Annotated in this window: 25 protein-coding genes; 12 read left to right on the top strand and 13 right to left on the bottom strand. The window is 37.9% G+C overall.

Going from position 1 to position 24,852, the window contains the following annotated elements:
- Positions 1-15 precede the first annotated feature (15 nt).
- From HL41_RS05930 to ppsA, 5 genes are all read right to left on the bottom strand, one after another.
- On the bottom strand, positions 16-1,185 hold the full coding sequence (locus tag HL41_RS05930) for a phosphoglycerate kinase (protein WP_038060140.1): 1,170 nt from the start codon (positions 1,183-1,185) through the stop codon (positions 16-18).
- Positions 1,186-1,197: 12 nt separating this feature from the next.
- Positions 1,198-1,674: a 6,7-dimethyl-8-ribityllumazine synthase gene (gene ribH, locus HL41_RS05935; RefSeq protein ID WP_038060139.1), complete on the bottom strand. Its 477-nt coding sequence runs from the start codon at positions 1,672-1,674 to the stop codon at positions 1,198-1,200.
- Between the two features lie 15 nt (positions 1,675-1,689).
- Entirely contained in the window at positions 1,690-1,869 is a 180-nt protein-coding gene (locus HL41_RS09650) for an FtsB family cell division protein (protein WP_200870694.1), read from the bottom strand.
- Positions 1,870-2,021: 152 nt separating this feature from the next.
- Positions 2,022-2,861, bottom strand: a complete 840-nt coding sequence (locus HL41_RS05945; protein WP_038060136.1) for a hypothetical protein — start codon at positions 2,859-2,861, stop codon at positions 2,022-2,024.
- A complete protein-coding gene (ppsA, locus tag HL41_RS05950) occupies positions 2,858-5,293 on the bottom strand; it encodes a phosphoenolpyruvate synthase (RefSeq protein WP_038549698.1) in 2,436 nt (811 codons plus the stop codon). The genes HL41_RS05945 and ppsA overlap by 4 nt, the downstream gene beginning before the upstream one ends.
- Positions 5,294-5,410: 117 nt before the next feature.
- Between ppsA and smpB the strand changes: the two genes are divergently transcribed.
- From smpB to HL41_RS05970, 4 genes are read left to right on the top strand one after another with little or no spacing between them, the layout of a single operon-like run.
- The gene (smpB, locus tag HL41_RS05955; RefSeq protein ID WP_038060134.1) at positions 5,411-5,860 is read left to right on the top strand and encodes an SsrA-binding protein SmpB; all 450 of its coding nucleotides are present in this window, start codon (positions 5,411-5,413) and stop codon (positions 5,858-5,860) included.
- Positions 5,861-5,864: 4 nt separating this feature from the next.
- Complete coding sequence (locus HL41_RS05960; protein WP_038060133.1) at positions 5,865-8,867, top strand: AAA family ATPase; 3,003 nt, start codon at positions 5,865-5,867, stop codon at positions 8,865-8,867.
- 4 nt (positions 8,868-8,871) lie between these two features.
- Positions 8,872-9,504: a molybdenum cofactor guanylyltransferase gene (locus HL41_RS05965; protein WP_038060132.1), complete on the top strand. Its 633-nt coding sequence runs from the start codon at positions 8,872-8,874 to the stop codon at positions 9,502-9,504.
- Positions 9,486-10,649, top strand: coding sequence for an HD domain-containing phosphohydrolase (locus HL41_RS05970; RefSeq protein WP_022855416.1), 1,164 nt, complete (start codon positions 9,486-9,488; stop codon positions 10,647-10,649). The genes HL41_RS05965 and HL41_RS05970 overlap by 19 nt, the downstream gene beginning before the upstream one ends.
- On the opposite strand, the gene HL41_RS05975 is transcribed toward HL41_RS05970, so the two are convergent.
- Positions 10,646-11,371, bottom strand: coding sequence for a DUF72 domain-containing protein (locus HL41_RS05975; RefSeq protein ID WP_038060253.1), 726 nt, complete (start codon positions 11,369-11,371; stop codon positions 10,646-10,648). The genes HL41_RS05970 and HL41_RS05975 overlap by 4 nt on opposite strands.
- A gap of 104 nt (positions 11,372-11,475) precedes the next feature.
- On the opposite strand from HL41_RS05975, the gene HL41_RS05980 reads away from it, so the two are divergent.
- The 6 genes from HL41_RS05980 (at position 11,476) to HL41_RS06005 (ending at position 15,066) form a co-directional block, all read left to right on the top strand.
- Positions 11,476-11,763 (top strand): hypothetical protein, encoded by a 288-nt coding sequence (locus HL41_RS05980; RefSeq protein ID WP_038060131.1) that lies wholly within the window; start codon positions 11,476-11,478, stop codon positions 11,761-11,763.
- Positions 11,763-12,383: a phosphorylase family protein gene (locus HL41_RS05985; RefSeq protein ID WP_038060129.1), complete on the top strand. Its 621-nt coding sequence runs from the start codon at positions 11,763-11,765 to the stop codon at positions 12,381-12,383. Before HL41_RS05980 ends, HL41_RS05985 begins: the two co-directional genes overlap by 1 nt.
- Positions 12,365-13,192: a 1,4-dihydroxy-6-naphthoate synthase gene (locus HL41_RS05990; protein ID WP_038060128.1), complete on the top strand. Its 828-nt coding sequence runs from the start codon at positions 12,365-12,367 to the stop codon at positions 13,190-13,192. The genes HL41_RS05985 and HL41_RS05990 overlap by 19 nt, the downstream gene beginning before the upstream one ends.
- Positions 13,193-13,882: a MotA/TolQ/ExbB proton channel family protein gene (locus HL41_RS05995; protein WP_038060126.1), complete on the top strand. Its 690-nt coding sequence runs from the start codon at positions 13,193-13,195 to the stop codon at positions 13,880-13,882.
- Between the two features lie 72 nt (positions 13,883-13,954).
- Positions 13,955-14,278, top strand: coding sequence for a thioredoxin (gene trxA / locus HL41_RS06000; RefSeq protein ID WP_022855410.1), 324 nt, complete (start codon positions 13,955-13,957; stop codon positions 14,276-14,278).
- Positions 14,279-14,283: 5 nt separating this feature from the next.
- Positions 14,284-15,066, top strand: coding sequence for an outer membrane protein assembly factor BamD (locus tag HL41_RS06005; protein WP_022855409.1), 783 nt, complete (start codon positions 14,284-14,286; stop codon positions 15,064-15,066).
- Positions 15,067-15,097: 31 nt separating this feature from the next.
- Here the strand turns inward: HL41_RS06005 and HL41_RS06010 are convergent, their stop codons facing one another.
- A complete protein-coding gene (locus HL41_RS06010; RefSeq protein ID WP_022855408.1) occupies positions 15,098-15,340 on the bottom strand; it encodes a hypothetical protein in 243 nt (80 codons plus the stop codon).
- Positions 15,327-18,083 (bottom strand): preprotein translocase subunit SecA, encoded by a 2,757-nt coding sequence (secA, locus tag HL41_RS06015; protein ID WP_038060124.1) that lies wholly within the window; start codon positions 18,081-18,083, stop codon positions 15,327-15,329. The genes HL41_RS06010 and secA overlap by 14 nt, the downstream gene beginning before the upstream one ends.
- 114 nt (positions 18,084-18,197) lie before the next feature.
- Between secA and truD the strand changes: the two genes are divergently transcribed.
- Together truD and waaF are read left to right on the top strand one after the other, a co-directional pair.
- Entirely contained in the window at positions 18,198-19,397 is a 1,200-nt protein-coding gene (gene truD / locus HL41_RS06020) for a tRNA pseudouridine(13) synthase TruD (protein ID WP_235181286.1), read from the top strand.
- Complete coding sequence (gene waaF / locus HL41_RS06025; protein ID WP_000261478.1) at positions 19,378-20,343, top strand: lipopolysaccharide heptosyltransferase II; 966 nt, start codon at positions 19,378-19,380, stop codon at positions 20,341-20,343. The genes truD and waaF overlap by 20 nt, the downstream gene beginning before the upstream one ends.
- Positions 20,344-20,379: 36 nt before the next feature.
- On the opposite strand, the gene HL41_RS06030 is transcribed toward waaF, so the two are convergent.
- The 5 genes from HL41_RS06030 to HL41_RS06045 form a co-directional block, all read right to left on the bottom strand.
- Complete coding sequence (locus HL41_RS06030) at positions 20,380-21,450, bottom strand: MraY family glycosyltransferase (RefSeq protein ID WP_038060123.1); 1,071 nt, start codon at positions 21,448-21,450, stop codon at positions 20,380-20,382.
- Positions 21,451-21,627: 177 nt separating this feature from the next.
- Entirely contained in the window at positions 21,628-23,040 is a 1,413-nt protein-coding gene (locus HL41_RS06035; protein WP_038060122.1) for a mannose-1-phosphate guanylyltransferase/mannose-6-phosphate isomerase, read from the bottom strand.
- A 112-nt stretch (positions 23,041-23,152) separates the two neighbouring features.
- Positions 23,153-23,914, bottom strand: coding sequence for a YveK family protein (locus HL41_RS09095; protein WP_051754540.1), 762 nt, complete (start codon positions 23,912-23,914; stop codon positions 23,153-23,155).
- 25 nt (positions 23,915-23,939) lie between these two features.
- The gene (locus tag HL41_RS06040; protein WP_158506230.1) at positions 23,940-24,170 is read right to left on the bottom strand and encodes an HAD-IIIA family hydrolase; all 231 of its coding nucleotides are present in this window, start codon (positions 24,168-24,170) and stop codon (positions 23,940-23,942) included.
- Positions 24,145-24,852 carry a nucleotidyltransferase family protein gene (locus HL41_RS06045; RefSeq protein WP_028843058.1) on the bottom strand — a complete coding sequence of 236 codons (708 nt, stop codon included), beginning with the start codon at positions 24,850-24,852 and terminating at the stop codon, positions 24,145-24,147. The genes HL41_RS06040 and HL41_RS06045 overlap by 26 nt, the downstream gene beginning before the upstream one ends.

The raw sequence follows: 24,852 nt of genomic DNA on the forward strand, positions 1-24,852 counted from the left end.
CCCCTTTTTTCAACGTTACTTCGTTAAAGCTAAAATTCCTGGCAGGTCTTTTCCTTCTAAATACTCTAAAAAGGCCCCACCTGCGGTAGAAACATAGGAAAATCCTGTTTCTACGCAGGCATATTTTATGGCAGAAAGGGTATCTCCTCCCCCTGCTATGGTGGTACAGGTAAGAGAGGCAATCTTTCTGGCTATCTCGACAGTTCCATAGTCAAAAGGTGGCTTTTCGAAATACCCTAAAGGTCCGTTCCAGACCACAGTTTTAGCTCCATCAAGGCTTCTGCAGAAAAGTTTTACCGTCTCCTTTCCTATGTCAAACACCTTATCTTCTTTAACGATTTCCCTTAAGCCCTTAGCTAAAACCTGTCCGTTGTTTTCAACCACTACATCTACCGGTAAATAAATTTTAACCTCCTTTTCCTTAGCTTCTTTAAGAATTTCCTTTGCCACCTCTATGTATTCTTCTTCTACAAAAGAATCTCCTACAGAATACCCTTTGGCTGCAAGAAAGGTGTTGGCCATCGCCCCACCGATGATAAGCTTGTCAAGCTTGTTAAGTAAGCTCTTTAAAACCCCTATTTTGGTGGAAACCTTACTTCCTCCTACTACCGCATAAAAAGGCCTTTCAGGCTTTCCTACAATCTTGGAAAGATATTTCAGTTCCTTTTCCATCTGAAAACCAATCCCCTTTTCTTTAACCAAAAGAGGAACACCTACCACAGAGGCATGCGCCCTGTGGGAGACAGAAAAAGCATCGTTGATGTAGATGTCTGCAAACTTGGCTAAAGCCTTGGCAAAATCAGGGTCGTTTTTGGTTTCTCCCTCGTAAAATCTTATGTTTTCTAAAAGCAAAATCTCCCCTTCTTTCAGGTTTTCGAGTTCTTTTTCTGCCTCAGGACTCAAAAAATCCTCTAAAAACTTGACCTCTCTGTCTTTAAAAACCGTTTTCAAATATTCATAAACAGGCCTTAAAGAAAATTCAGGCACTCTTTTTCCCTTAGGTCTTCCTAAATGAGAACAAAGGATAACCTTACCATAGGAATGCAACACATGGGTAATGGTAGAAAGGCTTTCTACTATACGAGTATCGTCTAAAATTTTGCCGTTTTCTAAAGGGACGTTAAAATCAACCCTTATAAAAACCTTTTTACCTTTAAGGTCAAAATCCCTTAAGGTTTTAAGCATGGCTCCTTCCCCTTAAACCTGGTTTATCTTTTTTAAAAGGTTTATCATCTCAAGGGCACTTAGAGCAGCCTCAGCCCCTTTATTACCGGCTTTGGTGCCAGCTCTTTCTATCGCCTGCTCTATCGTGTCTGTAGTAAGGATACCAAAGATAATAGGGATTTCCGTTTCTAACATCACCTGAGCTACCCCTTTTGAAGCTTCAGCGGCTACGTATTCAAAATGAGGGGTAGCTCCTCTTATGATAGCCCCTAAACAAATGACTGCGTCAAACTTCTGGGTCTTTGCAAGCTTTTTAGCCACAAGAGGAATTTCAAAAGCCCCTGGCACCCAGGCTACATAGATATTTTCCTCTTTTACCTTGTGTCTTTTTAGCACATCTAATGCACCTTCTAAAAGTTTTTGGGTAATAAACACGTTAAAACGGCTGATCACTATACCTACTTTGACGTCTTCTCCCTCAAAAAACCCCTCTAAAACTTTATAGTTCATAAAAAGCCCCCTTGATTAAGGTTTTTTTTCTTCCTTTGCCTGAGGAGAAGAATAGATGATGATTTTTTCTCCTTCTTTTATGTATCCATATTTAGTCCGTAAGATCTCTTCATAAGGCTCATCAGAAGAGGTTAACCTTTTAATTTCACCTTCATAATATACATTTTCTCTTCTGACTCGTTCCACCTCTTCCATCTCCTTTTTGATTAAAAAATTTAGCGTTAAAAAAACAGCACATGTAAGGCCTAAAAAAATCAAGAGTAAGGTAAAAAAAACCTTCTTAAACCTGCTCTTTTTTTTCTTAGCATAAGGTTTGATATAAATTTGAGGACCTTTCTTCCTCATGGCTAAAACCATTGCCAGGGTGATGGCTGTGGTTGGGTCTGCGGTTGCATCAAGGATTGAGGTTGAGGTTGAATTTGAGGTTGAGGTTTGGAAAAAGCCGGATTAACGGTATACGCCTCTTTCTGAGGAGTTTTTAAAGACGTCTGAGGGTTTACCTCTAAAGGTTGATGAGAAACCACCACCCCAGGAGGAGGGGGAGGGGGAGGGATGGGAATGCTTATTTTAAACTCACTTTCTTTAGCAAAAAGGTTAGACATCCAGTCTGACAACTTTTCAAATGGGTTTAACTTACTAAAAAAAGATTTCTTTTCTTTTATTATCTGAACGTTATACTCTTTTGTCTCGGATAGATTCTTAGGTAAAGGAGTAATTCCTCCCGCAGGAGTACTAACCTGAGACTGAGAAGGTCCAGAAAAAGAAGTAAAGGTTTGAGGCTGAGGACTACCCTCAACCAAAATCCTTTTTATCTCTTCCAAGTAAACGGCTATCTTAGAAAAAAGTTGATCTCTTGCTACCTTTTCTTCTTTAGTCCAAACCTCTTTAGGGGTCGGACTTACGCTATCAAGCTTTAGTTTTAATGCTACCTGTTCTTTCTCCACCTTTATCTCTGAGGAAAGGAGATAGTCTAATCCAGATAACGTTCGTCCATCTTCTAACGACACGGTTTTTACCTTAGAAGGCACCCACAGCCTGTGATAAATATGGTTTTGTAAAGCTTCTCTTAAATAACCGTATTCTGCAGGTGCCTCAAGTTTTAAGGGTAATATACCTACTTTTAGTTCTGCCCAGGCAAAACTACAAAAAACAAAAAACCAAAAAAAGATAAGCCTTAAAATTTTCACTTTTTCTTTTTTAACTCCTTTTCTTTCTCAGCAACCAAAAGCCTGGTTTTAATTACAGTATCTGGGGAAAGGCTCATAGAATCGATCCCACATTCTACCAAAAACGCAGCAAAATCAGGAAAATCACTGGGTGCCTGTCCACAGATTCCGACCTTTCTTCCGAACTTATGGGCAGTTTCAATAAGTTGTTTTATCAAAATTTTGATGGCTGGGTTTCTTTCGTCATAGATGTGGGACACTAACTCTGAGTCTCTGTCTAATCCCAAGGTAAGCTGGGTTAAATCGTTAGACCCTATCGAAAAACCGTCAAAAATCTTGGCAAATTCTTCTGCCAAGATAACGTTGCTTGGTATTTCAGCCATCACATATATCTCTAACCCGTTTTCTCCCTGTTTAAGCCCATATTTTTCCATCACCTTAATAACCCTTTCCCCTTCTTCTACCGTCCTGCAGAAGGGCACCATAACTTTGATGTTGGTAAGCCCCATTTCGTCTCTGGCCTTCTTGATAGCCTTGCACTCTAAAGCAAAGGCAGGTTCAAACTTAGGGTCATAATACCTTGAAGCCCCTCTCCAACCTAACATCGGGTTATGCTCTACTGGCTCATAGAGATATCCTCCCACCAGGTTAGCATATTCATTGGTCTTAAAATCTGAAAGTCTCACGATAACATCCTTAGGATAAAAGGCAGCACCTATCATCGCAATACCTTGAGCCAGTTTATCTACATAAAAATCAGCCTTATTGGCATAGTTATAAGCTCTTTCTTCGATCACAGCTACTACCTTTTCGATTTCCTTATCCTTTTTAGCCTCTTCTTTCAACTTTTCATAGTTAAGCAACGCCAGAGGATGGATCCCTATATGAGACCCGATGATAAACTCTATACGAGCAAGACCTACTCCATCGTTTGGTATCTGTGCCTGAGCAAAGGCTTGTTCAGGGATACCTACATTCATCATGATTTTGGTCCTGGTTTCAGGAAGTTTCTCAAGGTCTATCCTTTCAACTTCATAGTCTACCAACCCTTCTAAAACTCTTCCTATCTCGCCTTGAGAGCAATCAACGGTAATTTTATCTCCGGTGTTGATAAGTTTGGTAGCATTTTCTGTACCTACGATACAGGGTATTCCCAATTCTCGAGAAACTATGGCTGCATGGCAGGTTCTTCCGCCTCTATCGGTAATGATGGCAGAGGCTTTTTTCATGATAGGTTCCCAATCAGGGTCTGTCATCTCAGTTACCAAAATCTCCCCTGGTTTAAAATTTGCAATTTCGTTTAAGCTAAGGATAACTCGAGCTTTCCCCTGCCCTATCTTACTTCCTACAGCCTTACCGGTGCAGATAACCCTACCTTCTCCTTTAAGTTTATAGACTTCATAATATTTATACTCCTTGATGGCGTGTACCGTTTCAGGTCTTGCCTGAACGATAAAAATCTCTCCTGTGCCGATAGTTTTTCCATCTCCGTCTTTAGCCCACTCTATATCCATAGGCCGTTCATAGTGTTCTTCGATGATCATCGCCCATTTGGCAAGTTTTAAAATTTCTTCATCAGAAAGCACAAAGCTTAATCTTTCGTCTTTGGTGGTTTTAACTGTCTTAACCGGATGTTTTGGGTCCTCTCCATAAACCATCTTAAGGTGTTTCGAACCTAACTTTTTAGAAAGGATAGGACGAAACCCCTGTTTAAGGGTAGGCTTAAAAACATAATATTCATCAGGGGTGACCTTACCCTGAACCAAGGCTTCTCCTAATCCCCAGGTGCCTGTGATGTAGACCACATCTCTAAAACCGCTTTCTGTATCTAAGGTAAACATAACTCCTGAACAAGCGGCATCACTTCTTACCATCTTTTGTATGGCTACTGAGATGTAAATAGAAAAATGATCAAACCCTTTATCCTCTCTGTAGGAAATGGCTCTGTCGGTAAAAAGAGAGGCAAAACACTTTTGGACATATTTTACGACATTATCTACCCCTCTGATGTTAAGAAAGGTCTCTTGTTGTCCGGCAAACGAGGCATCTGGCAAATCTTCAGCGGTAGCAGAAGACCTGACAGCTACATCGGTATTCTTGCCATATCTTTTCTCAAGCTCAGCATAGGCATCTCTTATAGCAGTCTCAAGTTTCTCTGGCATTTTAGCCTTAAGAAGAAGGGTCCTGATCTTCTTACCTCTTTTTTGTAGATCTAATACGTCATGAGTATCAAGCCCTTTTAAAATTTCTTTTATCTTATCGTCTAAATGGTTTTCTTTTATAAAATATCGATAGGCCTCTGCAGTTACCGCAAAACCATAAGGCACCTTAATTCCTTTTTCTGTAAGTTTAGAATACATCTCTCCCAAAGAGGCGTTTTTACCGCCAACCAAAGGTACATCGTCTTTGGAAATCTGATCAAACCATAGAATCAAAGGTTTTTGATCACTCATGACAAACCTCCATTAAAAAATTGATCTTTAACAACTTTTACCAACCTTTTAAAAAGGATATTAGCAAAATTATTTCTCTTGTCAAGGCAAACTATCTGTGTTATTTTAGTAAAACATATGAAAGTAGTGTGCACCAACAAAAAGGCCTATCATCTATATAACATCGAAGAAACCTATGAAGCTGGGATCCAGCTTTATGGATGTGAAGTCAAATCATTAAGATTAGGCAGGGCTAATCTTAACGACAGTTTTGCCAGGATTGTCAACGGAGAGGTATTTCTCTATAACATGCACATAAGTCCCTATCCACACAGCAGAGAAGCCCAAAACCTTGATCCCACCCGCACAAGAAAACTTTTGCTAAAAAAATCGGAAATCAAAAGGTTGGCAGGAAAGGTGCAGGAAAGAGGTTATACCCTTATTCCTACCAAAGTCTACTTTAACGAAAGAGGATTGGCTAAGGTAGAGTTAGCCTTAGCTAAAGGTAAAAAAGTCTATGACCGCAGAGAAGACATCAAAAAAAGGGATCTTGAACGAGAACTTTCAAGAAAATATAAAATAAAATAAAAGAATGCGTCCTTTATTTCTTTCTATCAAAGGGTTTGGTCCTTATTTAGACGTTAAAATCAGCGAACAGGATTTTAAAAAGTTAAACGACAGCAGGTTGTTTCTGATCTCAGGAGAGATAGGTGCAGGGAAAACCACACTTTTCGATGCCATCGTTTATGCTCTTTACGGAACCACTACCATAGAAAAGCGAGACCCAAAGGCCCTTGTTTCTCACCTTGTCCAACACCAGGCTAACCTCCTGCCAGAAATAGAGTTTAAGTTTTTCTTAGACGGAAAAGAATACAGAATCATAAGAAGGCTTCCTTTCAAAGAAAAAGGTAAAAAATTAAGTCTATGGATAGAAGGCAAATTTTTTTCTGACAAAGAAAAAGAGGTCAACAGTAAAATACAGTCTTTGATAGGGCTTAATGCCGAGCAGTTTAAAAAGGTCTTTCTTATTCCTCAAGGAGAGTATCGTAAAATACTTCTTGCAGAAAAAAAGGAAAGAGAAGAGCTTTTTAAGATCATCTTTGACACCTTTTTGTTTGCCGAGTTAGAAGAGTTTTTTAAACTTAGTCTAAAAGAACTCCAAAACCAGATCAAGTCAAACTTAGACCGGGAAAACCAGATCAAAAAACTGGCTAACATTAACGAATTAAAAGAACTGGAAGATCAAATAAAAGAAACCAAAAAAAATCTTTCAACCTTAGAGGCAGAGGTTAAAAACCTTACTAAGGAAAGAGAAACTCTAAGTCAGGAAATATCAACCAAACAAACCCTCTTGTCTGACCTAAAAACCTTTCGTGAGGTTTTACAAGGGTTAGAGAATCTCTTTGCCTTAGAAAATGAGATAAAACAAAAAGAAAACAGGTTAGAACTTTTAAACACTGTTAAAGATTATTTGCCTTTTTATGAAGACTTTAAAAAATTTAAACAGGAAATATGGAAAGTAAGGTTTAAAATCAAAGATCTTTCTGCCAAAAAAATAAAACTATCTGCAGTTTTAAACACCCTTTCCCAAAATCTCTCCCAAGTTTTATCTCAAATTCCAGAAATAGAAGACCTGAAGTTAAAAGTAAAGGAGTTGAAACAGTTAGAAGAAAAGCTTAAAGAAAAAACAGCGTTAGAAATATCAGTCGATCAACTTTCTAAGGAGGTTCAGTCTAAAGACGAAGAAATTTTTTCAATCCGGGAAGAAATTAAAAAACTTAAACAACTCCTTGAGGAAAACTCAGAAAAATTAAACCTTTTATTAAAAATTCAAAGCTGGCTTAACGAAGAAAAACAAATTAGACAGCTCTTAGAAAAGTTTACTAAACTAAACCATTTCTTAAGTAAAAAACCTGAATTAGAAAACAAAGTAGCTAATCTTTCTACTGAAATAGAGAAGTTAGAAAAGCAAAAACAGGAGTTTGAGGTTAAAAACCTTGCTTTAACGGTTGCTAAAGCTTTAGAAGAAGGAAAACCTTGCCCTGTCTGTGGGTCAACCTCTCATCCCTCTCCCATCACCGATAAAAACTTTACTGAAGAATTAAACAATCTAGAAAAAATTTTAACAGAGAAAAAAAGGGATTTTGAACACTACAAAACTCAGTTTCAAACCTTGGAGATAAGGATTGACACATTACAAACTGAGCTCTCCCCTTATCAGGAAGAAGAATTAAAAGAAAAATTAGCCCAAATAGAAGCACAAAAAAGTGCTTATCCAGAGCTTGTTTCCCAGTATCAAAAGAATCCTATGATCATTAAAATCCTTGAAGGTAAAATCAAAGAACAAAAAAATATCCTTTCTAAAAAAGAAACAGAAGAAAAAGACCTCTCTTTAGCCTTAGAAAACCAAAGAAAGAAGCTTTTGCTATCAAAAGGACGCCTGGAAGAATTAACAAATAGTTTAAAAGCTCTCCTTACAGAAGAGATAAGTTTAGAAGCTTTAAAAAGAAAAATCGTTACCGAAGAAAAAAAGATTACTGAGTTTGAAACCCAAAAAACCGACTTAGAAAAACAGATAAACAGCCTTACCAACCAAAAAACCGCGATAGAACAGGACTTAAAAAACCAAAAAGAATTTTTGCAGCATCTTTTAACAAACTATAAAGCTAAGGTTTTTAAACTGTTACCCCTAAAAAGACAAAAAATTATAAACCGGTGGGACGAGTTTGAGGAACTAAAACCTGAGATAGGTAAAATCCAAACCTTAGAAGCTGAAATAAAAGATTTTTATCAGAAAAAAGAAAGGCTTACAGCAGAAAAGGAAAAATTAACCCAAAAGCTTGAAAGTTTAGGCCTAAAAAACTTAGAGGAAATAGAAGCTCAACTTGAGGTAATCAGTCAGAATTTAGAAGCATTGACCCAAAAAAAAGAAAGGTTAGAACTTACCTTTAAACGCCTAAATCAGGAAATAGGGATAGCCTATCAAAAGTTAGAGCAACTTGAGGGTTATCTCAAAGAATACCAAGAGTTAGGGAAAGAAAGAGAAAGATTAGAAAAAAGATTTGGTTTTTTAAGTAAACTCTGTGATCTTATTTCAGGGAAAAACCCTAAAGGGATCTCTTTTCATTCCTTTGTAGTTTCTATGTTTGCAAGGACTATTTTTCAAAGGGCTAACGAATATCTGAAGGAGTTTTCCTTTGGAAGGTATACCTTTGTAGAGGACATGTTTTTGCAAAAAAACGTCTCAATCGAGGTGTTTGACGTTTATACAGGAACCAAGAGGGAGGTTAAGACCCTTTCAGGAGGTGAGTCTTTTATAGCTACCCTTGCCCTTGCCCTTGGAACTTCAGACGTTATCACCTATCTTTTTAAAACCAAGCCTTTTGAGTCTCTGTTTATAGACGAAGGGTTTGGTAGCTTGGATGAAAAAACCTTAGAAAAAGTGATAACCATCCTGCTTGGTCTGTCTGAAAAAAGTGGAAGGATTATCGGGGTTATCTCCCATCTTGAATACATGAAAGAGGTCTTTCCATTGGTTTTGGAGGTGGTAAAAGACCGTAGTCTTGGCAGTAAAATCAGGTTGATACAGAAGTAGCTTGATGAAAGTAGTGGTATTAGCCGGAGGAAAAGGAGAAAGGATAGGAGGAGATAAGCCTCTAAAGACCTTTTTAGGGAAACCTTTAGCCTACTGGGTATTTAACATCGCTAAAAAGATTAACCTGCCCGTATATTTCTCAGTAAAAAACACAGACCAAGCCCAAAAAATAGCAGAGGTTTTACAAAGGCTAAACGTTCCTCTACAAACGATCGATTTTATCTTAGATAAACATCCTGAGCTCGAAGGGCCTATTTCTGGGATATGGTCTGTAGTCTCTAAGTTTAAGAATGAGGCCATTCTTTTCTTAGCAATAGACCAGCCTCTAGTAGAGCCTGAGTTTCTTAACTGGTTAATCTCCCTCTCAGAAGTTTTTTGCCATAGTTTTGTGATTCTTTCTAAGGGAGAAGACAAAATCAAACCCTTTCCAGGTATTTATCCTGGGTGGCTAAACGAAGAGATAGAAATTTTTATAAAAATTTCTCCCAAGTATAGCCTTTTTAGGCTTTTCAATTATCTTATAGATAAAGGAAGGGTTTTGACCTTAGAGGACTCTTATATAAACCCCAGGAACTTCTTAAACCTGAACACTTTGGAAGATATTAAGGAAGCGGAGAAATGTTTTTACCTGAGATAGAGGACCCCAAAAACACCAAAGTTTTTCTGGTAGACGATGACGACCAGATAAGAGCTTCTCTTTCTGAGGTTTTAAGTTTAGAGGGATTTCAGGTTTTTTCTGCTAAGACTGGGCAGGAATTTTTGGCTAAACTTGAAGAGGTAGACCCAGACATTGCCCTTATAGATTACCTGCTCCCAGGAGGGTTAGATGGCCTTTCTCTTTGCAAAATCATCAAAAACGACTATAAAACCTTTGACATAGGGGTAATCATCATCACAGGAGTAAACGACTTAGAGACCAAGATGAGGTGCCTTGCCGCAGGGGCAGACGACCTCTTAACCAAACCGGTATTTATCCCAGAACTTTTTGTAAGGATTAAAACCTTAAGCAAAAACAAAAAATACCGGGAATTTCTTAAAAACTACCAGCACAACCTCGAAAAGGAAGTCATACAAAAAACTAGAGAACTACAAAAAATCTATTTAGGCCTAAGCGAAGCCCATGAAGAGATAAGAAGGCTTTCGTTAGAACTCATCCAAAGACTTGCCAGGGCAGCTGAATACAGAGACGAACATACCGGGGCTCATATCCACCGGATAAGCTTTTACTGTACAAAAATCGCAGAGGCCTTAAACCTTTCTAAGGACCAGATAGAAATCCTTCAGTATGCCTCTCCCCTCCATGATATAGGGAAATTAGGTATCCCAGATAAAATCTTACTCAAACCTGGACCTCTTACTCAAAAAGAATGGGAGATAATGAAACTCCATACGGTAATTGGAGCCCAGATCTTAGAAGGTTCTAACTTAAAATACCTGAAGGCTGCACAGAAAATTGCCCTTTACCATCACGAAAGATGGGACGGCAGAGGGTATCCCTTTGGTTTAAAAGGTAAAAAAATTCCCCTTTTTGCAAGGATCGTTGCCATCGCGGATGTATTTGATGCCCTTACCTCCAAAAGACCTTACCGAAAAGCTTTACCTTATGATGTAGCCTTTCAGGTGATCAAAAACGAAAAGGGAACACGATTTGATCCAGAACTGGTAGATATCTTCCTTAAAATCAAGCCAGAACTTGTAGAAATCAAAGTCCTGTTTCAAGATGAAGAAATACCTCATCTTTTTAAACTTTACAAAAAACTTGAAGAAGAGGAAGAATCTTAAGTTGATGACAAAAGCCTTTTAAAGGTTAAAGCGTCTGAAACTGCATGTCCTAAAGCTGTATTGTCAAAGTAAACCCAGATCTCCTTTACATCAAACTTTTTTAATCTTTCAACCAAACCTTGCAACTCATCTTCTTCATACTTAGAAACATAAAGTTGTTTTCTTCCATGCAGTCTTAGATACAAAAAATCAGCAGTTTGGACTTCATACCACGAAGGATATCTCACCCCGCAGTCAGAAAAACAAAGGCATACCCCTTTTGTCTTAAGTAACTCTGTAAAACCTTCGTAATGAAAAGACTGATTTCTTATTTCGATAACTATCTGATAATCTAAAGGTAGCACCTCTAAAAAACTTTCTATCAAATCCTTATCAAACCTTAAAGAAGGAGGAAGCTGAAACAAAAGAACTTTAGCCTTTTCCTTTAAGGCACTTACCCTTTTCAAAAACTCTTTCAGGTCTTCGGAGATATCTTTTAACCGTTTTACATGGGTAATAACCTTTGGTGCTTTCACTGAAAAGACAAAATCACCAGGGGTTTCCTTATACCATTTTTCTAAGGTTTTAACAGAAGGAAGCTTGTAAAATGTTGCGTTAATTTCTACGGTGTTAAAATGGTTAGCGTAGATAGAAAGCCAGTCCTTGGGTTTAGATTCTAAAGGATATAAAATTCCTTTGAAAGAATAATAGCTCCAACCAGAAGTCCCTATGTAGTATTTCATTCTATAGGTCTTAGGTTTAGATTTCCTCTTTGATTGATAGTTTTTGTTTTTAAAGGTAAAATGTTTTTTAAATTTTACAACCATCTGAAAATAGACCTTGCAGGATGAAAAAAAGTTTTAAAAGTCTTAAAGATTTAAAGCTTTTTACCAAAAAACTATTCAAAGAACGGTTTAAAGGATTGCCTGAAGGGGTTAAAATAGAGGTTGAGGCTTTAGAAATAAATCCGCCTCAGGTGAGGATTTTTCTTCCCTTTTACTCTGAGGGGAATCTTATCAGGTGTAATGAAGTGGATTTTTTTGTGGAGGAGCTGATGGACTTAGGGATAAAGGCTGAGGTGGTTTATCTTGACGACAGCCTTGAGTTAGAAGGACTTGAGTTAAAGGGGCTGTGATGAAAGAACCCTTTTTTCTTGTACCTTCAGAGTTTGAAGCTTCAGCCCTTTCGGGTTTAGACGTAAAATATGGCTTAACAGGTATAGGGTTGGTTGAAGCTTCTCTTACCTCTATACTTCTTTTTCAAAAACAACCCAACCAGAGGTTTGTGCTTATCGGATGGGCAGGAGGTTATCCTGATACCGGATTAAAGGAAGGAGACATAGTCATTGCCTCAAAAGAGGTGTGGGTTGACTTTGGAAGGTGCTATAAAGACCGTTATGAAGGCCTACCAGATAAACTAAAAGTAAAAAGAGAGATAGAGTTTAACCCGGTTTTGACCGAAAGGGCAGAAAACTTGCTTAAAGCTAAAGGATTTAGGCCTGTGGTTGGTCCTATGGCTACGGTGTGTGCTACCTCTTATGACCCTGAAAGAAGTCTTTTTTTTAGAAACCAGTTTAACGTGATTGCGGAGAATATGGAAGGATTTGGAGTAGCCAAGGCTGCAGAAACATTTAAGGTTGCCCTCTTAGAAATTAGGGTAATAAGTAATCTCTTAGACAGTCCTGATAAACCCTGGGATTTTCAGGTTGCTTCTAAAGTTTTAAGAGAGGTGGTTTTATGCCTGAAAAAGCTTTAGAGATAGCCCTTTCTCCCTGCCCAAACGATGTTTTTATCTTGTCTGGGCTTATCTTAAAAAAGGTAGACCCTGGTATAAACTTAGCTTTCCGGTTTGAAGACATAGAAACCCTTAATCAGTTAGGGTTAGCTGGAGAAATCTCTGTTATCAAAACCTCTTTTGCCATCTGGGATAAACTCTATCAAAGGTATGACCTTATGCCTGTAGGGGCAGCCTTGGGTTTTGGGGTTGGGCCTTTGGTTGTGGGGTTAAAACCTTATGATTTGGAAGATTTCCCTGAGCTTACTGTGGCTATACCAGGGGAGCATACCACCGCTCATCTGCTTTTTCGTTTTTTTTATCAGGGAGAAATAAAAAAAGAGTTTATTCGGTATGACCAGGTTATCCCTTATCTGTTAGAAAACAAAACCGAGCTTGGGGTTTTGATACACGAAGGCAGGTTTGTTTATCAAAGATACGGTCTTTACAAGATATGCGACCTTGGAGATTACTGGGAAAAACAAACTGAAGCTCCGGTGCCTTTGGGAGGTTTTTTTATCAAAAAAGACCTTCCTTCTGAGGTAAAGCAAACACTTGTCAATGCCTTTAGAGAAAGCCTTCTTTGGGCTCAAAAAAACTGGGAAGAGGTTTTACCCTTATTAAAGTCTTATGCCCAGGAACTTGACGAAAAGGTTATAAAACTTCATGTAGAAACCTATGTAACTGAACACAGCTTTGATTTCAAAGAAAACTCTTTAAAAGGGTTGACGTATTTAAAAAACTTCTTAAAAATAGAAAAAGACATCAACAAATTAATCTGGAGAGGCTAAATGGAATTCTGGAAGCTTTTTTGGCAAACAGGATACGTTGGTAAGGCTGTACTTTTGGTACTAGTCTTTTTTAGCGTCCAGAGCTGGTATTATATCCTTGCCAACTACTTCAGGTATAGAGCTTTTATCAACGACCTTTCAGACTTTAACAGAAACCTCGAAAACACCAGAGACTTTGTTAGTTTGATCAAAATGGTCAAATCCTTAGACCAGAGCCTGATTTCAAAGAGTATAAAAAGGTTGGTAGCAAGCTTTGGAGAAATCTATGATTATTATTTGCGCAACAATCAACCTAAGATCTCTGATGAGAAGTTAAAAATCACCTTTGCTGAAAAAGAGCTTGAAGATTTAATTTTATTAGAAAAGGAGCGGATGCTTTTAAACCTAAGACATGGGTTAGGTTTTCTTGCAACTACTGGCAATGTGGCTCCCTTTATAGGACTTTTTGGGACAGTATGGGGTATCATGAAGGCCTTTCATGACATCGGATTAAAAGGAAGTGCAAGTCTGGCTACCGTTGCTCCTGGTATTGCAGAGGCTCTTATCAACACTGCCATGGGACTTTTCTGTGCTATCCCGGCTGTGATGGCTTATAACTACTTTCTGTTAAAAAACGAAAGGGTCAACAAGGAACTGGAGGTTGTGTTAAAAAAGTTTTTCTTGGGATTAAAAAGAGGATTTTTGAGTTGAGGGTTCTTGCAGTTTTAGGTTTTTGAGGTAGTGTATTTATTTATTTACTAAAATATTAACAAGGAGGGTAACATGGGAGCACCAAAGGTAACAGATGAGACTTTTGAAACCGAGGTTCTCAAATCTCCTATTCCTGTGCTGGTAGATTTTTGGGCTGCCTGGTGTGGTCCTTGTAGGGTGATTGCACCTATCATAGATGAGTTGGCTGAGGAGTTTGAAGGGAAAGTTAAGGTGATGAAGTTAAACGTAGACGAAAACCCGGTTACTCCAGGGAAATATGGAATAAGAGCCATCCCTACCCTTATCATCTTTAAAAACGGAGAACCTGTAGAGGTAATCGTAGGTGCGGTTTCTAAAAACACCATAGTAAACGCCTTAAATAAAGTCTTAGCTTAAATGATATGGATAAAAAAAACAATCTAACCATTATCCTTTGCTGGTTTTTAGTTTTTGGACTGCTTTTTGGTCTTTATGGTTGTGGAACTATCTCTAAGATTGGCTCACAGCTTACCTCAAGGTTAGAAAAAGAAGTTTCTAAGAAAGCAGATAAAGAAGAGGAAGAAGACTTAGCAACCCTTTTAAGAGAGGCTGAGAGGCTTTTTAACAGAGGAAGTTATGATTTAGCTTATGAATACTACAAAAAAATAAGCGATATGTATCCAGGAAGTCCTCAGGCCATCCTGGCTGAGCTCAGGATGGCTGACTCCAAGTTTTGGGCAGGAGAATATTTAGAGGCACTCTCCCTTTATGAGTCTTTTGAAAAATTTTATCCTAACAACGAGGCCATCCCCTATGTGATTTTTCAAATAGGCACATGCTATTATAAGCTTAAGCTAAGTTATGACCGCGATCAATCTTATGCCAAAAAGGCGATAGAAACCTATGAAAGATTACTACAAAACTATCCCAAGAGCCCTTACAGGGCTGAAGCTGCTAAAAGGATTAAGGAACTCCGAGAACAGTTAGCTACCCATGAATTTTATGTAGCGCAGTTCTACTACAAATTAGGATACTATCGTGCAGCTTACAACCGGGTGCTTTACATCCTTAACAACTTTTCTGACACCGATGTCTATCAACAAGCCCAAAAGGTAGCTTCTCTTTATTATCAAAAGGCTTTACTTGAAACCAAAGAACTTGCTGAAGGGACTAAAAAAGACTTCTGGGGGGATAGATTCCCTTAAGATTTTTTAAATAAAATAAATCCTATTTCGTTTATTCGGGAAATTTAAAATCAATTTCTTTAGGTGGTTTTTCTTCTGTGTTAGGTTCTTCTCCTATAGAAATTCCTTCCTGGATAGAGGGCTTTTCTTCAAAGTCATCAATCGATAAGAAAGGCTCGTTAGCAGGGCGAGGGAAGTGGCCCAAAACTTCAAGGATAAGGGTCATACTGTTCCCGCATCGTAAACACTGGGTATACTCCTCAGAAAACACATAACCACACTTAGGACATTTCATCTTTAACCCCCTCTTCTAAGTTTCTACCACAGCATTTTTTATACTTCTTACCACTCCCGCAGGGGCAAGGATCATTTCTTCCGACCTTGTGCACCTTAACCGGCTGAGGTTTTTCAGAGGTCTCTTTTTCTTCAAACACGTCTTCTCTTTTATATTCTAACTTCTGAGTATCTACTTCTTCCTCTAACTCAAGGACCTCCTCTATCTCTTTTGCCTCTTTTATCTCCACCCTGAAAAGATAGGAAAGGGTGGTTTCTCTTATCTTTCTCATAAGTTCTACAAAAAGATGAAAGGCCTCTTTTTTATATTCCTGAAGCGGGTTTTTCTGCCCATACCCTCTTAAGCCTACGCTATCTCTGAGATGGTCAAGCATGAGTAAATGTTCTCTCCAAAGGGTATCGATGGTGTTTAGTAAGAAATACTTCTCGATAGCCCGCATGTTATCAGGACCTATGACCTTTTCTTTATTTTCGTAAACCTCTAACAGGGTGTTCTTTAAAAACTCTAAAACTTTGTCCTTTGAGTGTTTACCTTCAGCAAAGGCTACGTTAAAGGCAAAAATCTCTTTTATTCTTTCTACCAGACCTTGCAAATCTTCCTGGGTAAGTTCCTTCCTTTCTAAAAATGTGTCTTCTACAAGCTCCTGCAAAGTTTCTTCTATCATAGATACTATCCAGCCTTTTACCGAATCACTTTTCAAAACCTCTTTTCTCTGAGCATAGATGGTCTCTCTTTGCTGGTTCATCACGTCATCATACTCAAGGAGATGCTTTCTTATCTCAAAGTGATAGGCTTCTACCTTTTTCTGAGCTTGTTCTATAGCCCTTGACAACCAGGGATGCTCTAAAGCCTCACCCTCAGGAAGGCCTATTTTTTCCATAAGGCCTTTTAGTTTATCTGACCCAAAAAGCCTTAAAAGGTCATCTTCAAGCGATAAGAAAAATCTGGATGCCCCTGGGTCACCCTGTCTTCCTGCCCTACCTCTTAACTGGTTGTCAACCCTTCTTGATTCATGCCTTTCTGTACCTATAATATAAAGTCCACCAAGTGCTCTTACCTTTTCTGCGTCTCTCTGGCACTCAAGATATTTTTCATAAAGCACCTTAGCCCAGTAATCCTTATACTTTTCTGTTGGATCTAAGCCCTGTTTTGCCATGGCCAGAACTTCGTTCCAGGCCCTTTCGTCTATCTCAGAAAGGTCATAGCCTTCAGCCTCAAGCTGAGCCTTAGCAAGCCCTTCAGGATTACCACCTAAAAGGATGTCTACCCCTCTACCAGCCATGTTGGTTGCGATGGTAACTGCATAGGATCTTCCTGCCTGAGCGATGATAGCTGCCTCTTTTTCATGATGTTTGGCATTAAGCACCTGATGAGGAATCTTCCTTTTCTTTAACATCTTAGATAAAAGCTCGCTTTTCTCTATGCTGGTAGTACCAACAAGCACCGGTCTTCCTTGCTTGTAGGCGTTTTCTATCTCTTCTACTACCTTTTCAAACTTTTCCTTCTGTGTCCTGAAAACCACATCTGGATAGTCAATCCTTATCATCGGTTTGTTGGTAGGGATAACCACCACGTCAAGGTTGTAGATCTGTTTAAACTCTGCCGCTTCGGTTTCAGCCGTTCCGGTCATTCCTGCAAGTTTTTCATACATCCTGAAATAGTTTTGGATGGTAATCATCGCCAAAGTCTGGTTTTCTGCCTCTATCCTTACCCGCTCTTTTGCCTCTATAGCCTGATGAAGCCCATCACTCCATCTTCTTCCTGGCATGAGCCTTCCTGTAAACTCATCCACGATGATGATCTTTCCATCCTTCACCACATAGTCTACGTCTCTTTTAAACAGATGATGAGCCCTTAAGGCCTGATGGATATGATGGACTAACCTAACATAACGAGGGTTGTAAAGGTTCTTTATACCCAAAAGTTTTTCACATTCAGCAATCCCTTCTTCAGTTAGGGTAGCATTTTTGGTCTTTTCATCTACCGTAAAATGTATGTCCTTTTTCAGCTTTCTTACGATTTCGTCTACAAAATAATAGATATCGGTAGATTCTTCAGAAGGTCCTGAGATGATAAGAGGGGTTCTTGCCTCGTCTATAAGGATTGAGTCTACCTCGTCTATGATGGCATAATGATGACCTCTTTGCACCATATCGTCTAAAGAATACTTCATGTTGTCTCTCAGGTAGTCAAAACCAAACTCGCTGTTAGTTCCATAGGTAATGTCGCACTGATAGGCTTTTTTCCGTTCTTCATCATCCATCTGGTTCTGTAAATACCCTACAGTTAAACCTAAAAATCTATAAACCGGACCCATCCACTCAGCGTCTCTTTTAGCAAGATAGTCATTTACGGTAACGATGTGAACGCCTTTTCCTGTCAAGGCGTTAAGATAGGCAGGAAGGGTGGCAACTAAGGTCTTTCCTTCTCCTGTTTTCATCTCAGCAATTTTACCCTGATGTAAAACCACACCTCCGATAAGCTGCACATCAAAGTGTCTCATCCCTAAAACCCTTCTTGCAGCCTCTCTCACCACCGCAAAGGCCTCAGGCAAAAGGTCGTCTAAACTTGCCCCGTTTTCTAATCTCTGTTTAAACTCTATGGTTTTTTGAGAAAGTGCCTCGTCAGAAAGTTTTCTGATTTCAGGTTCTAAGCTGTTTATCTTTTCAACGATAGGCCTTATCTTCTTTAACTCTCTTTCGTTTTTTGTCCCAACAATCTTGGACAAAAGCTTGGTAATCATCGGCTTATCTTTCCTCCCTGCAAATTTATGTTCGTGTATAAGTATCGTGTTTTAAATTTAATACCTTTTAAGCATAAAACAACCACCTTACTAAACCCGCACTTATATGCTATATTGAAGAAAGTTATCTCGAGAGAAGCCATGATAAAAATAAAAGAAAACATCGAAGATTTTATCGTATCAGAGGTTGCAGAAATCTTCCCAGAGGGGAAAGGGGAATATTCTTTATACTTGCTAAAAAAATACAACGTTTCTACCTGGGATGCCTTAGGAAAAATAGCCAAGCTCATCAGAATTCCGATGGATTCTATAGGGTTTGGAGGGCTAAAGGATAAAAAAGCCATAGCCCAGCAGTTTATAACCATCAAAAACGGTCCCAAAAAAGACATAAAAACCAGGGAATTTGAACTGACTTATTTAGGCCAAACCAACAAACCCATGTCCAAAAACCTTCTCTTAGGGAATCGCTTTGAGATAAGGGTAAAAAACTTCCCGATTGACCCTAAGAGATTAGACCAAGAAGTTAAACTTATCCAGACCTATGGGATAGCCAACTATTTTGACGACCAGAGATTTGGTTCAGTCAAATCCTCTAAGGAGTTTGCTGCAAAAGAGATCATCAAAGGAAACTACGAAAGGGCACTTTATCTTATGCTTGCTGAGGCAAGCCCCTCAGAGATAGAAAAAACTAGAAAACTTAGAGACTGCCTAAAAAAACACTGGAGAGATTTTAAAAGGTGTATAGAGTTTGCCCATCTATCCTGGGAAAAAAACTTGCTTAAATTTTTGTCAGAGCATAAACCCTCTAAACGAACCTTTAAAAGGGCTTTAAACCTGGTAGACCGGGAATACCTGTTTTTCTTAGGTAATGCCTACCAGAGCTATCTCTGGAACGAGATATTAAAAGAGATATTGCAAGAGTTAGGCCTAAACCACTTTAAAGCCTCCTATCTGTTAGGGGAGTTTTTCTTTTACCGCGAGGTTAATGAGGAGCAATGGAAAACTCTCAAAAACTTAAAACTTCCCCTTCCCTCTCCTAAACTGCGCCTTGAGTTAAACCACTCCCCTCTTGATCTCACAAGATTTTATGACAAGGTCTGTCAAAAAGAGGGATTTACAGACCTAACTCAGTTGAGAAGTTTTATCAAAGGTATGGTTTTTAAAACCTATCCCCGTCCGGCGGTTCTCTTTCCAGAGAACTTAGTCTGGGAAAAGATAAGTGATCAGGAGGTTAAGTTTATCTTCTTTTTAGAAAAAGGTTCTTATGCAACCCTGGTGGTGAAGAGGCTTTTTTATGGTTGTACGCATTCCTAACTGGTTAGGGGATGCCCTGATGGCAACCCCTGTTTACTACAACCTCAGTCAAAAGACCAAAATCTATCTTTTTGGTCCACAACCTCTTGTAAACCTTTTTAAGTTCTTCCCAAACGTAAGCCTTCTACCTTATGAAAAAGGTAACACCTCGCAAAACCTTGAAACTCTAAAACCCTTTAAAAACGAAACAGGGCTTCTTTTAACCAACTCTTTTTCCTCAGCCTGGTTGTTTTTTAGGGCAGGGCTTAAAGAAAGATGGGGTTATGCCAAGGACTTAAGAAGTTTTTTACTAACTAAGGCCATAAAACCACCTAAACAAAAGCTCCATCAAAGGGACTACTATCTATACCTTTTAAAAACCTTGGGTCTTCCTTGTGAGTATAAAGACCTTGTCTTACCTCTGGGAGAAGAGGCTATCGAAAAAGCAAAAACCCTCTTAAAACCTACAGGAGAAAATCCCTTTGTGATCCTTGCACCTGGTGCAGCCTATGGGCAAGCCAAGATGTGGCCTAAGGAATATTATAAGAGTCTTGCCTCAAGGCTGGTTAAACAAGGGTTTGTTGTGGTAATTGCAGGTGGAGAAAAAGAAAAAGAGGTAGGTGAGTTTATCAAGAAAGATTTGCAAGGAGTATACAACCTTTGTGGCAAAACTGACTTAATAGCAGTTGCAGGCATGTTTGTGTTAGCTAAAGCGGTGGTTTCTAACGACTCAGGGCTTATGCACCTTGCTGCAGCCTTAAGGATACCTCAAGTTGCCATCTTTGGCTCAACAGATCCCCAAAAAACAGGGCCTCTAAACCCAAAGGCTATCGTATTACACCATAAAATACCTTGCAATCCCTGTTTTAAAAGAACCTGCCCGTATAACCACTATGAGTGTTTAAGATCTATTTCAGTAGATGAGGTGTTTAAAGCCTTAGATAAAATTTTTGGCATAAAAAATTAGTTTTGAATACAAGTTTTGATTACGCGGTTTTTTGGTTTACTTAGAGCGGTTTTTAAACAAAGGTTGAAACTTAAACTTGACGATTTTAAAGTAAACCCAAAGGTATAGAAAAACAAAAAACAGAAAAAACAAAATGAGAACCAGGGTATGTTTCCAGAAAAAGATGGCTGGTAGATAGCAAATAAAGTGGATAATCCAGATAAGAAGGGCTGTTTGAGCGTTTTTAAGTAATCTTTCGGATTCATCTCCTAAAAAGATTTGGGTTACCCTTTTATAAATCAACGTATGAAAATGAAAAGGATCTGGCTGAAAAGGAGAAGAACCTCTTAGAAATTTTCTTCTATATGCAGAAAAAAGGGTTTCCCAGACAGGGTAGGCACAGAGAAGGAAAGGAAACCATGGGGAGACATCAGGATATCGATCAACCATAAGGACAGCAAGCAAGGCATTAGCAAACCCAAGAAGATAAGCCCCGCAATCCCCAAGAAAAATCAACCCAAAAGGATAGTTCCAGAGAAAAAACCCTAAGGTGGCTGCAAAAAAGCCTAAGCTAAGATAGAGGAGAAAAAAATCGTTGTGTAGAAAAGAAACATAAGCATAAGCCAAAAAATTCATCAAGGCAACCCCTGAGGCAAGTCCGTTAAACCCATCTATGATGTTAAAACTATGGGCAACCCCTGCTACAGCAAAAACGGTAAAAACATAGCTTACAAAAGCTATTTTTAAAAGCTCGTCAAAAAAAGGAAGGTCAACCCTTGGAACAGAGGTAGATAACAAGACGATAACCAAGGCCCCAGAAATAAAACCGGCAAAAAGTCTAACTTTAGGAGAGACCTTTTTAGTCAAGTCTTCAAGAAATCCTGCGAAAACCACAGGAAAGGCAGATATCAGGACTTTTAAGTAGTCTAAGGTAAAATCTTTATTACCATAAAAAAAGGCAAAGCCTAAAAAGACGAGGCTCAAATAAATGGCAACCCCACCAACTCTTGGCACAGGCCGACAGTGAAACTTCTGAACCCCACAGGTAGGGTCAAAACCAATAGGGAATCGGATAAGAAATAAAGAAACTAAAAAACTAGCAAAAAAAACTAAAATCAAATAAGACATACCCACATTTTACCAAAAAATTCAATTAAAACAAAGCAAATTAAACAATAAACTGTCTCTAAAAAAACTTTTCTCAAAACCCATAAAGTCTATTGGTTGTTTACAGGTTTCTTACAATAGCTATGGCTTCAAGATAATCTCTTGGACAACCCTTTAATCTTACTACCAGAAAAATACTTAACCCTTCCTGCCATAAATATCATCATATCTTATAATATCGTCTTCACCAACATATTCTCCAACCTGGACCTCTATAATTTCAAGTGGTACCTTACCAGGGTTCTCGAGTCTATGAGGTGTCAATTTTGGTACAAAAGCTGATTCATTTTCACGTATGAAGATCTCTTTATCTCCTATTGTCACCTTTGCGATACCTTTTATAACCACCCAGTGTTCCGAACGGTGATAGTGCATCTGTAGACTTAATTTTTCCTGTGGATTTACCACTATACGTTTAACCTTATATCGTGGCCCATCTTCCAAAACTGTATAGCTTCCCCATGGTCTGTAGACTGTAACGTGTTCTTCAACTTCCTTCCTCGAACGTTGTTTAAGCATGTTCACTATGTCTTTTACCTTCTGCGCTTCTCCTCTCCTTGCTATCATGATAACATCATCTGTTTCGACCACGATACAATCTTCCAATCCTATAGTAGAAATCAATCTTTTGTTGCTAATTATAAGAGTATTTTTGGTATTAAGGGTTAGAGTATCACCTATTTTAATGTTTCCAAAAGCATCTTTATCAAACAAATCACATAAGGAATCCCACGATCCTATATCATTCCAGTATATATCCATAGGCAACGTTACAACTCTACTGGATTTCTCCATGATAGCATAGTCTATCGATATGTCAGGCATCTTGACAAACTTTGCTAACACGCTGTCAAAGTTCAAACTAAGAAGCTCGCTTATTTCAGGTGTATATCGCTTAAATTCTTCCATCATCACCCCTATACTAAAAGCAAACATTCCAGAGTTCCAGTAGTAATCACCTTGGTCTATGTATTTATTTGCAGTCTCTTTATCGGGCTTTTCTGTAAACCTTTCTACCTTGTAACATTCAATTCCATTACATAGGATCTTAAGCCTATCACCTGTTTTAATGTATCCATATCCTGTTTCAGGCCTATCAGGTTTTATCCCAAATGTAACTATATAACCTTCTTTTGCAATTTCCTCTACATTTCTTAGATATTCAACAAATCTCTCAACAGGCCTGACAATATGGTCAGACGGACAAACGAATACTACCTCATCTTCAGAACATCCAAGCCTTTCAATACAATACTTAATGCCAATAGCTATTGCAGGTGCAGTATTTCTGCTTATAGGTTCTAAAATAAGGTTAAACTTAGAAGACTTAGGTAAAGTTAAAACTTTTAAATCTGATAAAACATGAAATTCATATTCTTTGTTTGTTATTATAATCATGTCTTCGACAGACACAAACCTTAGAAGCCTTTCAACTGTCTGTTGTAAAAGAGAACTATTTCTGTTTAATTTTAGGAATTGCTTTGGATAGTTCTTTCTAGATAATGGCCAAAGTCTTGTACCACTTCCACCTGCAAGGATTATCACCTTCATATGCCTTGTCCTCCTCCTTTTCTTTAAAAGTATATTCTTTTCTAAAAACTATACAGTCTAACAATTCCAAATCACCGTAAAGGAAACTAAAATTTACATCTTAAAGATTATGTTAAGACTTAACCTTTCTCATGTTAGCCCACCACTCAAGCACAAATGCAAGAAACACACCAAGAAAAAGAGCACTCACTGCAGAAACAGCTATAATCAACTTCCTTTTAGGTTTTACTGGCTGGTCAAAATATGTAGGCTTTTCAATTATATTTAAAACAAAAAAGTTGTATTCCCTGTTTTTATCTGGATTTTTAATAAACGTAGTTTTATAGTTTTCTGAAACTCTTTTTAACTCCCTGTCCAGCTCCTCCACCGCAGCCGATACAATATCTTTTGCAATTTTTTTATCCTGATGAATAGCTGTAATCATAATAGACTGAGTCTTTGGGTCAACCTTTGATTGTAATATTTTTTCTAAATCTTCTTCATCTATGTTATCAAGTCCTATTTTTTTTAGACTGCCATAGGAGCTCTCTAAAATTTTTAAAACATTTTTTTTAAATTCTATACTATTTAGTATAGAAAGAGCTAAATTATTTGCGTTTGGCGGTGAGTTTGGTAGACTAAGAAAAACATTTTTAGGCTCCGTTGACTGAACTGTTTGCAAACTCTGTATCAAAGCTGGTGTTAAAAATGAATCTACCCAAACAGTAGCCCTTGCCTGATATATATTGGGCATTAAAAACACTGCAATCGTTGCAATTACAACCGAAGCAAAAACAACAGCTCCTATCAATTTAGCTCTTTTCTTTAAAACAAGTAAAAGCTCATAAAGATCAATTTCATCTTTACAGGTCTCTTTAACAACTTTTTCTTCCACTTTTAATACCTCCCAATTTAAAACTTTATTTAAAAAATTTTGTCATAAAACCTCTTCCTATACCTCTTTGGTTGGTCAAAATTATAATTTTTCCGAATACTTCTCTTAATATCTTCATCGCTTCGATAACACCAGGTAAAAACTCAAACTGTTCCCATCTTCTAACGTAATCATTTTCTATTTTCTTGTTTAAAACTCCATCTCTATCTAAAAACAAAGTCCAGCTTTTGTCAAAGTGAAAGTTTTTCAAATTCATTTTTTGCTTTTTCATAGTCCTCAGGGATTCCTATATCAATAAAATAAGCATCTGAAACATATCCGTAAAAATCAAAATCTTTATAAAACTTTTGGAGAAAATCTTTTTCAAACGAAAATTTATATGGTAGATTTTGAGATAAAAAAAACTCTTTATTAATAATGTAGATACCACCGTTTATCAAAGTTTTATCTTTTTTTATACCCTTTTCGTAGAATGATCTTATCTTGCTTTTTTCATCAATTTCTACACTTCCATATCTTTCTGGATTTAATATTTCTTTTAAGGCTATGGTAACGAATGATTTTTTTGATTTATGAAAGCGGTAAAAATCTCTTAAATCTACTAAAAAAATAGTATCTCCATTTAAAACAAAAACATCTTTAGAATTAATCAAATTTAAACTCTTTTTGATAGCTCCTCCAGTACCTAACGGCTTTTCTTCTATGGAATATTTTAAACCTAAATTTAAAAACGAGTTTCCGAAATAATTTATTATCGATTCATGTTTATAACCTACAGATAAAACCACATTTTTGATTTCCATATGTGACAAATATTTTAAAACATATTCAAGAAAGGGTTTGCCATTTATATCAGCCATGGGCTTTGGAATATCTTTAATAACATTTCTTAATCTTGTTCCAAGTCCACCAGCAAGGACTATTGCTTCCTTGACCAT

Origin of the sequence: Thermodesulfobacterium commune DSM 2178 (genome assembly GCF_000734015.1) — a bacterium.
In the GTDB taxonomy this organism is placed as follows: Bacteria; Desulfobacterota; Thermodesulfobacteria; order Thermodesulfobacteriales; family Thermodesulfobacteriaceae; genus Thermodesulfobacterium; species Thermodesulfobacterium commune.

Coding starts and splice junctions, on each gene's coding strand:
- HL41_RS06005 (WP_022855409.1), top strand. CDS start 14,284: ATGGATAAAAAAAACAATCTAACCATTATCCTTTGCTGGTTTTTAGTT.
- HL41_RS06030 (WP_038060123.1), bottom strand. CDS start 21,450: ATGTCTTATTTGATTTTAGTTTTTTTTGCTAGTTTTTTAGTTTCTTTA.
- HL41_RS06040 (WP_158506230.1), bottom strand. CDS start 24,170: ATGAATTTGAAAAACTTTCACTTTGACAAAAGCTGGACTTTGTTTTTA.
- HL41_RS05985 (WP_038060129.1), top strand. CDS start 11,763: ATGAAAGAACCCTTTTTTCTTGTACCTTCAGAGTTTGAAGCTTCAGCC.
- HL41_RS05975 (WP_038060253.1), bottom strand. CDS start 11,371: ATGAAATACTACATAGGGACTTCTGGTTGGAGCTATTATTCTTTCAAA.
- HL41_RS05980 (WP_038060131.1), top strand. CDS start 11,476: ATGAAAAAAAGTTTTAAAAGTCTTAAAGATTTAAAGCTTTTTACCAAA.
- ribH (WP_038060139.1), bottom strand. CDS start 1,674: ATGAACTATAAAGTTTTAGAGGGGTTTTTTGAGGGAGAAGACGTCAAA.
- ppsA (WP_038549698.1), bottom strand. CDS start 5,293: ATGAGTGATCAAAAACCTTTGATTCTATGGTTTGATCAGATTTCCAAA.
- smpB (WP_038060134.1), top strand. CDS start 5,411: ATGAAAGTAGTGTGCACCAACAAAAAGGCCTATCATCTATATAACATC.
- HL41_RS06045 (WP_028843058.1), bottom strand. CDS start 24,852: ATGGTCAAGGAAGCAATAGTCCTTGCTGGTGGACTTGGAACAAGATTA.
- secA (WP_038060124.1), bottom strand. CDS start 18,083: ATGATTACCAAGCTTTTGTCCAAGATTGTTGGGACAAAAAACGAAAGA.
- waaF (WP_000261478.1), top strand. CDS start 19,378: ATGGTTGTACGCATTCCTAACTGGTTAGGGGATGCCCTGATGGCAACC.
- HL41_RS05960 (WP_038060133.1), top strand. CDS start 5,865: ATGCGTCCTTTATTTCTTTCTATCAAAGGGTTTGGTCCTTATTTAGAC.
- HL41_RS05965 (WP_038060132.1), top strand. CDS start 8,872: ATGAAAGTAGTGGTATTAGCCGGAGGAAAAGGAGAAAGGATAGGAGGA.
- HL41_RS05990 (WP_038060128.1), top strand. CDS start 12,365: ATGCCTGAAAAAGCTTTAGAGATAGCCCTTTCTCCCTGCCCAAACGAT.
- trxA (WP_022855410.1), top strand. CDS start 13,955: ATGGGAGCACCAAAGGTAACAGATGAGACTTTTGAAACCGAGGTTCTC.
- HL41_RS09650 (WP_200870694.1), bottom strand. CDS start 1,869: ATGGAAGAGGTGGAACGAGTCAGAAGAGAAAATGTATATTATGAAGGT.
- HL41_RS06010 (WP_022855408.1), bottom strand. CDS start 15,340: ATGAAATGTCCTAAGTGTGGTTATGTGTTTTCTGAGGAGTATACCCAG.
- HL41_RS05970 (WP_022855416.1), top strand. CDS start 9,486: ATGTTTTTACCTGAGATAGAGGACCCCAAAAACACCAAAGTTTTTCTG.
- HL41_RS05995 (WP_038060126.1), top strand. CDS start 13,193: ATGGAATTCTGGAAGCTTTTTTGGCAAACAGGATACGTTGGTAAGGCT.
- HL41_RS06035 (WP_038060122.1), bottom strand. CDS start 23,040: ATGAAGGTGATAATCCTTGCAGGTGGAAGTGGTACAAGACTTTGGCCA.
- HL41_RS05930 (WP_038060140.1), bottom strand. CDS start 1,185: ATGCTTAAAACCTTAAGGGATTTTGACCTTAAAGGTAAAAAGGTTTTT.